Source organism: Candidatus Thermokryptus mobilis, assembly GCF_900070205.1.
GTDB lineage: Bacteria > Bacteroidota > Ignavibacteria > Kryptoniales > Kryptoniaceae > Kryptonium > Kryptonium mobile.
In genome coordinates, this window is sequence record NZ_FAOO01000006.1 from 78,109 (window position 1) to 87,351 (window position 9,243).

Here is a 9,243-nt window from a genome sequence, read left to right on the forward strand (position 1 = left end):
CTTATTGCCCAACTTTCATTTTTATGTTTACAAAGAAATTACGCCCTGGCTCATAAATTGGCACACCCGTTGTTCTAACGCGCCTGTTAAGATGCTCATAATACGCTTTATCAAATAAATTATTCACACCAAGAGAGATATCAAAAAATTTGAAATATGCTATATTCACGAGGAAATTAACTAGGACAAATCCCGGGGTTGGCGTCTCGCCAAAGCTTTGCGAAACATCACTCTTGCGAGCAACAGCTCTTATGCCTATTTCAGGGACAACTTTTCCTTCAAAAAATCCATAATATAGATTCATTCTCGCTTCAAAAGGTGGAACCTGTGGTAATGGCTCACCCGTTACGCCATCTCGCGCCCTTGTCCCATAGATATTTATATCAAACCCAAACACCTTGCTGAAAGCGGAACTATAACCAATCTCAAATCCCCAGAACTTCGCTGTCTCAATATTGTAAAACTGCTTAACACCAAGAACACCCATATTTTTAGGTCTAAGGTCACTTCTGATGCGCGATGAAATGAAATCTTTGATATAGTAATAGAATAAATCACCCTTGACCAAACCGCCAAGTGTTTTCAAATTGAGAATCAAGTCAACGCTGTTATTCATCTCTGGCTTTATCGCAGGATTCCCAACATAGTCATAATTGTCATACCCTATCGGGAGGAAGTTGATGAATCTCTCGCTTATATTTGGGCTTCTCTTACTTGTTCCTAAAAGTAATGTTAATTGAACTGATGAACTTATAATTTTGTCAATCCCAACACTTGCGCTCAAATTATGATGCTTTGAATATAAAGTTCCGAACATCCGTGCAAATGTTGGGGCTGGCTCAGACGCATCAGCATAATTTATATCATATCTTGCAGAAGCAATCAAATTGAACCCTTGAAACCCTGTTCTAAATTCAGCGAAAGCACCAAAATTGCTCATATATGAATTCTGCCAAACGCTATCAATAAATGTTTTACCAGCCATCGGTCCAGTTAACATCTTCCTCGTCCTGAAACCGCGTTTCTCTACTCGCGAATAATCAAATCCAAAATAAAGAATTGACCTTTCAAAAAGTAAACTAACTTCACCCCTCCCACCGATGCTCTTCGTATTTGCCTCCGTTGCTGCTTCCACCATCATCCTCGTTGGTTTATATTCGTTCGTCATCAGATGATGAACTTTTGAATAATATACTTTAAAATTAACACTGTTAATTTTGCTCAAATTTCTCAAAGCATAATCAAACGAGAGCATCCTCGTATCATCTTTTATCTCATCCATCGGAAGCGCCGGGAAAAGGACATCCCTTGCATACATATCCCTTACAGAAATTTGTATCCTATGATTTTCACCGGGGTTAAAACCGATTTTGCTCGTCCAGTCCTTTATCTTGAAAGCGGATTGAACTTCATTTCCGCTCCCATCAATGTAATTTTTATATTCCTTCAATCCACCTGACAACCTGAAATCAAACAACCTTTCTCCGCCTGAAAGGGTCAAGCGCGCAATTCTTCCCTTCCAACTGCTCTCATAACCCGTCTCAATTTCCCCATTTAGTTTAAACCTCTCTGTCTTCTCAGGTCTTGCCATAACAAGGTTTATAATCCCACCAAAATTGGGTCCAAAACGTAAGGCATAGGGTCCCTTTAAAATCTCAATCTTTTCAAGGTCCTCCGACTGAACATGCGATGTTGGTGGGTCCATCCTATTCGGGCATGCCGGTTCAATTTTTAGCCCATTGTCAACTTGAACATTTACCTGATCATACTTCAACCCTCTTATAACTGGGTCAAGAGCATAACCGCCTTTCTTAACCGCCGATGTATTTGTAAAGTTTTTGATGAAATCCCCAAGGTCCCGAGGAGCTTTTTTAGATATATCCCTTCCACCAAATTCCGCCTGATTGTATGTCTCCATAGTTTTACCGAGAACAACAATCTCTTCTACCGAAAAATAAGGAATCTCTTCAAGATAAATTTCAATCGTCTTAACCTCGCCCTTGCTAATTTCAACGTTTTGTCTTTCCTGTTTATAACCAACATATGAAACCACAAGTGTATAACTTCCTGGGTCAAGATTTTTTAATTCAAAATAACCTTTAAAGTCAGAAACATCGCCGCGATTTGTGCCTTCAATCCAAACATTCGCATTAAAAAGTGGATATTTTGATTTCAAATCATAAACGAACCCACGGATTGTCCCTTTATCCTGGGCTATGAAAATTTGAGCAAATGCAAGGATTAACACCACGAGAGTTAAAAGTTTGCTTCTCATGGATACCCTCCGGATTTTGATTTTTAAAAAATTTTCCTGAACGAAATTTTAAACATTATCTTTGTTCAGGAAGCGCTCCGGAGGGTGGAATATATCAAAACACAGAAGTTTAAAATGTAAATTCGGGGTGAGATTTAAAAATTCAAGTGTGGGAAAATTTAAATTGTCAAAATTAAAATTGGGGATGATCGCTTCCTTGACGGGATAGTCCAAATTTATCTTGAAAAGCGGATCGCAAGGCGCGGAGCTTATGCAAATCTGCACTGATATTTCCCTATTTTTGGCGCACATCCCGCCACAACCACAATCACACCCTTCACCGCAACAACAAACGCCAGATCGCTCTTTATGCTCAACCTTGAACGTCATAACTTGCATCGCAAAATTCAAAATCAGAACAAAAGTCAAGAACACCGAGAAAATATGTCTAACAAATTTTCTCAAGCGAAAAGACGAATCTCTTTTTTACAGGAACACGTTTTAAAATTAAAAACAAAAGAAGGGGGTCAAAAACTGAACCCCCTTCAAGCGATTTACTTTTTCAGCCTAACCTTCAAGCTGTTCAACGCAAGCGTTAGTTTAGTCCCTGCCTCAACATAATACCTCCACGCATACCCAAGCTGTAAGAAAACATCTTCATTATACTCGCCCTTATCCATCCTCTTCTTTTGCCTGTCCATAATTTCATCACCAAGGTTGAGCCAATACTGTGCATCTGTCAGATCCTTTTTAACAACATCTGTCTGCTCAGATTTTTTAACCTGATCCAGCAAATTCATTACAACTTTTTTAACTTCAAGATTGTCATTATACTGCTTTTCACATGTTGTTTTCCAATCCTTTTGTTGAGCAAACACCAATGATAAAGTGATGATGAAACTTGCGAAGATAAAAATTGCCTTTTTCATTTTTAGACCTCCGATTTTGTTTAACTTATGTCACGCTTTGAAAAAATTTTGATTGATGAAACGACGATAATGACAAACCAAAGAATTAAATCGGCGACCAGAATAAGAGAAGCAAGCAACTTTCCACCAAGGAATTTAACAAAAGCAGCCCCAGCTGGACCGAAAATTTCCGGTGAGTTAAGCGTTATCAAACTCAACACACGAACTATATCAACGGGATTTCCAAGCAATGAAATCATGGCAAAGGTTGCTGCCGTTTTCCCCTTTAAAAGGCTTATCGCTCCAATTATAACGAGGTCGTAAAATATCAAAAACAAAAACCAAACGAAAACAGAGATACCAAACGCCTTCCCCCTTTGTTTTGATATGGCGCTTATCAGCGATGAAATTGCAATGAAAACGAATCCGAGCAAATTTGAAAGCAGGACAAAAACCAGATACCTAAACACACCATCAGAGCCAACCCTCATCAAAATTATAAACCCACTTATCCCGAAACCAAGTGCTGTTGAGCTGAAAAATAAAATTAAAAGACCCAACAACTTACCAATGTAAATTTCCCAGCGATTCAACGGTTGAGAGAAAATCAATTCATTCATTCTGCTTTCACCCGTAAAACTTATCACTCCCATAATAAGGGAAACAAGTGGAATGACATAAAGGACAAGGTTTAACAAACTTAAAGTCGTCCTTGAAAAGTCCTGCATGCTCCCGGAATAACCACTTGCGGTCAATCCAAAATAAGATATCCCAAGGACAAGTATGGTAAAAATTACTGCAAAAATATGAGTCCATTTGTTTCTAACTCCAGAAATCACCTCTGCCTCAGCGATTGTGTAAATTGAATTCATTTTTTCACTTTAAAATTTTTGTTTCAAGCTGTTCGTATGGAAACTCCTCACCGCCATACTCATCTATAAACTTATTAAGCGTCTCCCTCGTCTTGAAAGTGACTATAAAGTAGTTCATCGGCGTCTGAATCTCCTCCGACTTGACAAAATAAGCCCCTTGAATCTCCACCCATTCCTTGGTGTAAAAGTCCCGAACGAACATAACTGAACCCTTAGGGAGTTTCTGCATCTTGCTGAACTCAATCATACAGCCAAGGTCGTCAAATTTATAAACCTCCCCATCTGGGGTAACTATTTCAGTTGCAAACTGAAGCTGAGATATTGCCATTTTACACAAGTAACAAATATCGTGTGGTTCTATTTCTTCTGGTTTTATCTTTTTTGAGCAAGAAAAAAGCAAAAAGCCCAAAAAGAGAAATAAAAGTGCTTCAATCTTTCTTGCCATGATATTCTTCCATTAATTTTTGATATACAACTTCAAACGATTGACTTGAGGTCTGGAAATTTTCAATTTTCGCCCCGCATTCCTTTAATTTGAAAATTATATCAAGCATATCTTTAGAATCAGCCTTTATAATCATACTTGTTCCATTCCTTTTGACATCAAGCGCCCCGGCGTCAAGGACAACATCAACAAATCTATCCGTCATATTGCTTATCACAAGATAAACCTTTGACTCAAACTTCAATTTCTTTTTTAACTCCGATGCCCCTTCAAAAGCAATCAACCTACCGCTCACTAAAACACCAACTTTATCCGCAAGTTCATCAACCTCGTTTAAAAGATGTGTCGTGAAAAGTATCGTTTTGCCTTCACCCTTTAAACTTGACAAAAGGGACTTAAACCTCATAACTCCTTCTGGGTCCAAACTCAAAGTTGGTTCATCAAGTATAAGCAAAGGGACATCTGGCATGATTGCAATAGCAATGCCAAGCCGTTGAACATTCCCACCGGATAGCTCGCTTGCATACTTGTTTAGTATATCCTTTAAGTTCAACATCTCAATCACATACTCAACCCTCTGAACAGGTAAATTCCTTATCTTCCTAAAAAACTCAATGATTTCAATGACCTTTAAATTCTCATACATATTTATCCTCTGGGGCAGGAAACTTAAAAAACCTTTCGCTTTTTTAGGTTCTCTTATTACATCAACACCGTTTATATAAATTTCACCTTCATCTGGTAAAACAAGTCCAACGATAGCTCTCAATGTCGTCGTCTTGCCACTACCATTTGGACCAAGCAAGGCAACTGTCTCATTCTCAAGAACACTGAATGAAATACCATCAACAGCGATCACATCACCGAACCTTTTCTTAAGATTTTTGACAGCGAGCATATTTTCTCTTCAATGTTTTTGATTTAACCGAAATGATCAAGATCGGAATAAACGAACACAAAGAAATCAAACCGACGAAGGCAAAAGCAATTCGTTTACTCTCAATCTTTTCATCTTTCCCTCTCTTTACAAGATAAGTTAAATCAGGCACCTCAACCCTTTTCATCAATGGATATTCATCGTAAATTTTGAACAATTTTATCAAAGGCATCGCTTTTTCAGCAATTTCAATTGCTTTAGCAGACGGACTTGAAAGATAAAGCTGAACAATTGGATATTTCCCCTGAACGCTTTCAAAAACATTTGTCAATTCAAATCTAATATCTCCAATGCCATCATCATTAAGGTCGTAGCCGATATAACCATCCCAATAATTACCTCGCCCATTGTAGCTGAAAGATGTCGTTTTCGGGTTTCCAATAGTTCTTATCAGTGCAAGGTTTCCGATGAAATTGTTCTCATAAATTTTATCATAGTTTGCACTTGCAAAAAGAGCTATAGCAAGGTCATTGTTTTGGACAAGATTACGCCTAATGATGTTGTAATTCGTGCTCTCAAAATGAAGCCCAATTGAATTGTCAATTATATAATTTTCCTCAGCCACGCAATAATCACAAGATTGAAGCAAAAGCCCGTAAGAGCTAAACCCTCTGTTCCTTGCAAATATATTTCTCCTGAAATAAATATGCCTTGAATACATCACCGCACCACCAACGACATTATCAATGAAAACATTTTCCTCAAAACGATTTGAATCGGAAAACATATAATGAATCCCATACCTCAAATCCGTCGCATAATTTCTCGCGATCAAATTGTTTGACGCCTCTTGAATATACATTCCATCTCTTACCTTCGTTATGAAATTCTCCTCAATCAAATTGAAATGCGAATTCCAGATGTGAAGCCCACTGCCCCGCTCCCCAATCCCAAGATAGTGTCTCCCAACGATAGTGTTATGCCTTACGATATTATGATTTGAAGCAAAGAAATAAACACCAAATAACACATCCTCAAGCAAATTATTTTCAATCAAATTATAAGACGATTTAAGCAAAATCCCTGAGTCTTCCTTTTGAAGTAAATTCCCACCACCAGTTATCTTAAAACCATTGATCACACAAGAATCAGCAAGGACGGTAACAGTGCTACCCCAATTTTCACCCTTTATATGTGGCTTTCCAATGCCTATCAAAGTAAGTGGCTTGTTCAAAAATATGTTCCCATAATATTCGCCAGGATAAACATAAATTGTATCATGTGCTTTTGCCTTCTCAATAGCTTCTTTTATCGTTTTGAACTCATACCTTGACCCAACCCTCAAAACATCAGCAAATGAAAAACTCACTAATAAGATGACGGACAAAACTATGTGATTTAAACTCTTGGGCATCGCTTAAATTTTAGCTTCTTTTCCGGAGAAAATCAAAGCAAGACCAAGAAAGATTATAGCCAAAAGAATCCCAGCTGATCCAAGGTCAGGATAGCTGTAAACTGTAAATTGAGCGATAAGTTTCTTCCCAAAAAGTGGTGGGGTAAATGGCTGAACCTTTATCGGAGCATCAGGGGCAAGATTATGCCCATAAGTGTAAAGCTTGTTGTAAAAATCAATAAGTGAAAACAAACCAACATAAATATACATGACGATTAAGTCAATGACGGTTGAAATCTTCCCAAGCACCACAGCCCTTAATGTCAAAAGTCCAAGTGCCCCAAAAACGAAGGGAAGATAAGTGAACTCTGCAAAATCACTCTGTGAAAGTGGCTTCATCCCGATGTAATGATTCAAAATGTTAATTTCCCTTAAATCGTCCCTGCCCGCTGTCTTGCCACCTTCAAGTTTGTAAGAGTAAATGTAAAGTTTCAACCCATCTGGATAAAAAATGGCGAAAAATTGCATCCTCCACAAAGGGAAAAGAAATGTTAAGATAACAGAAAGTGAAGCGATAAATGTAAAAATTCTTGACTTCAAGTTAAGAGGTGTGTCTTGAAGTTTCTCCCATTTTTCAAGTAGGTTATTCATCTTTGGCACTCCTTTTGTTAATTGTTAGAATGACCCCGGAGCACAAAGCCCCGGGGTTTGAATTTACTTCATCGCCGTAGCTCCACCCCTCGGCTTAACGAGCAAATAACCTTGCATCTCCTGATGCAAAGCAGAACAGAAATTGGTGCAATAAAATGGAAACACACCCGGCTTGTTCGCAACAAATTCAATCGTCTTCGTCTCACCTGGATCAACAACAACATTTATATTATATTCACAAATTGCAAACCCGTGAAGCTCATCCGTTGTCTGCTCAATGTTTGTCAGGTAAATTATGACTTTATCTCCTTGATTGACCTCAATCTTCCACGGCTGGAATCTTGACCTTACGGCGATCATCCAAACTTCAACAGTGTTCCCCTTCCTTACAATCTTTGCATCTTTCTCATCCCAAATGGCATTCGGATTCTTATTTTCAATACCCTTACGATAGACCTCAATCACTTTATCTTTGAGTTTGTCAGCCCTTATCGCTTGCGCATAGTGTGGCTCTGGTTCAGTGAAAGCATCATAAAGCAGTCTCATCTTCTCACCAGTTATATCAATCAGCTGTGATGCCTCAGGTTGAGATGGTCCAACGGAAAGATGTCTTCCGTGTGAAAGCTTATTCAAAGCGATCACATACTTTCCTGCTGGATGCTTTGTATCACCTTCTGGGACGCAGAGATGTCCAATGTTATAAGCGATCGGTATCTTATCAACAACTTCCCAAGTTCCAAGCTTCCACTTCGCAATCGCACTCTCAACAAAAAGCGATGTATAAGCGTAACCCTTATCATCAAATTGAGTATGAAGTGGTCCAAGCCCAACAGGAACTTCTGCCTCACGAACGCTCTCATATCTTAAAACTGGAATTCCATCTTCCTCGCCTACAAAGTCCTTATTTTCAATTGCTTTGAGCATCTTTTCAAAGTTATAAACTGTTGTTATGCTTTGAAGTTTTCCACTACCAACGATCCACTTTCCATCCGGGCTGACATCAACCCCATGCGGTGATTTCGCACACGGCAAAAGGTAAACAACGCCAGGGGCCTCTTTTGGATCAATGACCCTAACACCACTTATGATTTTATACTTCCCTGCTTTAAGATATTCCTCTGCCTTTTTCCAATTCACAGCTGCGATATAATCTCTGTCGTTTTGTGATGCCGTTATCTCAAGTATTCCAGTTGCTCTTTCAGAGTTATAGCAGGTCCAGAAAACCCAATCACGACTTGGTCCCTTTCCAGCATCACCAAGGTCAAAGTTAAACGGTGGCATTAAAACTTGAAATCCATGCTTTTCATCCATCCTCATCTCGCCCGTATTTGGATCAACCTCAACAAGTGCAACGATACCATGATATCTCTTCGCGTACTCCTCAACGGGGACATATGTCCCTTTCGGAATAGGAACAGAAAATCTCGTTGCGATCGTGACATATTCCGTGTTCTCGGTTACAAATGTAGAACCATGGTTACCAGAAAGATTCGGAATCGGTCCAAGTATCTGTTTAACTTTAAAGTCCTTAAGATCAATTCTTGCTATTCGGTTATTCGCATTATCGTTAATGAAAAGCCATCTCCCATCATAATCACCGTTCGTTTCACTCAAAGCCGGATGGTGTGCATCTCCCCAAGTGTAGCCACCGAGCATTTCTTTTGTTTCCTTATCAAATCCATAACCCGTTGATGGGTAAGGTGTAAAGACCGGGATTGTAGCGATGTGACGCATTGATGGAATCCCAGCGACAAATATCTGACCCGAATGACCACCTGAATAGAAAAGATAAAACTCATCAAGGTCACCAGGTGGAACATAAGTTGCAAGTGCTGCTTCTGCG

At 39.0% G+C, this 9,243-nt stretch carries 8 protein-coding genes; all 8 read right to left on the reverse strand.

The genetic code is table 11. The features are described 5' to 3' along the window. Position 1: 1 nt before the first annotated feature. Positions 2–2,275 carry a TonB-dependent receptor gene (locus FKZ43_RS05250; RefSeq protein ID WP_140944822.1) on the reverse strand — a complete coding sequence of 758 codons (2,274 nt, stop codon included), beginning with the start codon at positions 2,273–2,275 and terminating at the stop codon, positions 2–4. 533 nt (positions 2,276–2,808) lie between these two features. After that, complete coding sequence (locus FKZ43_RS05255) at positions 2,809–3,183, reverse strand: hypothetical protein (protein ID WP_140944823.1); 375 nt, start codon at positions 3,181–3,183, stop codon at positions 2,809–2,811. Between the two features lie 20 nt (positions 3,184–3,203). Then, positions 3,204–4,034 carry an ABC transporter permease gene (locus tag FKZ43_RS05260; RefSeq protein ID WP_140944824.1) on the reverse strand — a complete coding sequence of 277 codons (831 nt, stop codon included), beginning with the start codon at positions 4,032–4,034 and terminating at the stop codon, positions 3,204–3,206. Between the two features lie 4 nt (positions 4,035–4,038). Further along, entirely contained in the window at positions 4,039–4,479 is a 441-nt protein-coding gene (locus FKZ43_RS05265; protein ID WP_140944825.1) for a nitrous oxide reductase accessory protein NosL, read from the reverse strand. Further along, the gene (locus FKZ43_RS05270; protein WP_140944826.1) at positions 4,463–5,377 is read right to left on the reverse strand and encodes an ABC transporter ATP-binding protein; all 915 of its coding nucleotides are present in this window, start codon (positions 5,375–5,377) and stop codon (positions 4,463–4,465) included. Before FKZ43_RS05270 ends, FKZ43_RS05265 begins: the two co-directional genes overlap by 17 nt. Further along, complete coding sequence (gene nosD, locus FKZ43_RS05275; protein ID WP_140944827.1) at positions 5,355–6,770, reverse strand: nitrous oxide reductase family maturation protein NosD; 1,416 nt, start codon at positions 6,768–6,770, stop codon at positions 5,355–5,357. The genes FKZ43_RS05270 and nosD overlap by 23 nt, the downstream gene beginning before the upstream one ends. A 3-nt stretch (positions 6,771–6,773) precedes the next feature. Then, complete coding sequence (locus tag FKZ43_RS05280) at positions 6,774–7,400, reverse strand: hypothetical protein (protein WP_140944828.1); 627 nt, start codon at positions 7,398–7,400, stop codon at positions 6,774–6,776. A gap of 63 nt (positions 7,401–7,463) precedes the next feature. Then, a partial coding sequence (gene nosZ, locus FKZ43_RS05285; RefSeq protein WP_140944880.1) for a Sec-dependent nitrous-oxide reductase occupies positions 7,464–9,243 on the reverse strand: 1,780 nt, incomplete at its 5' end.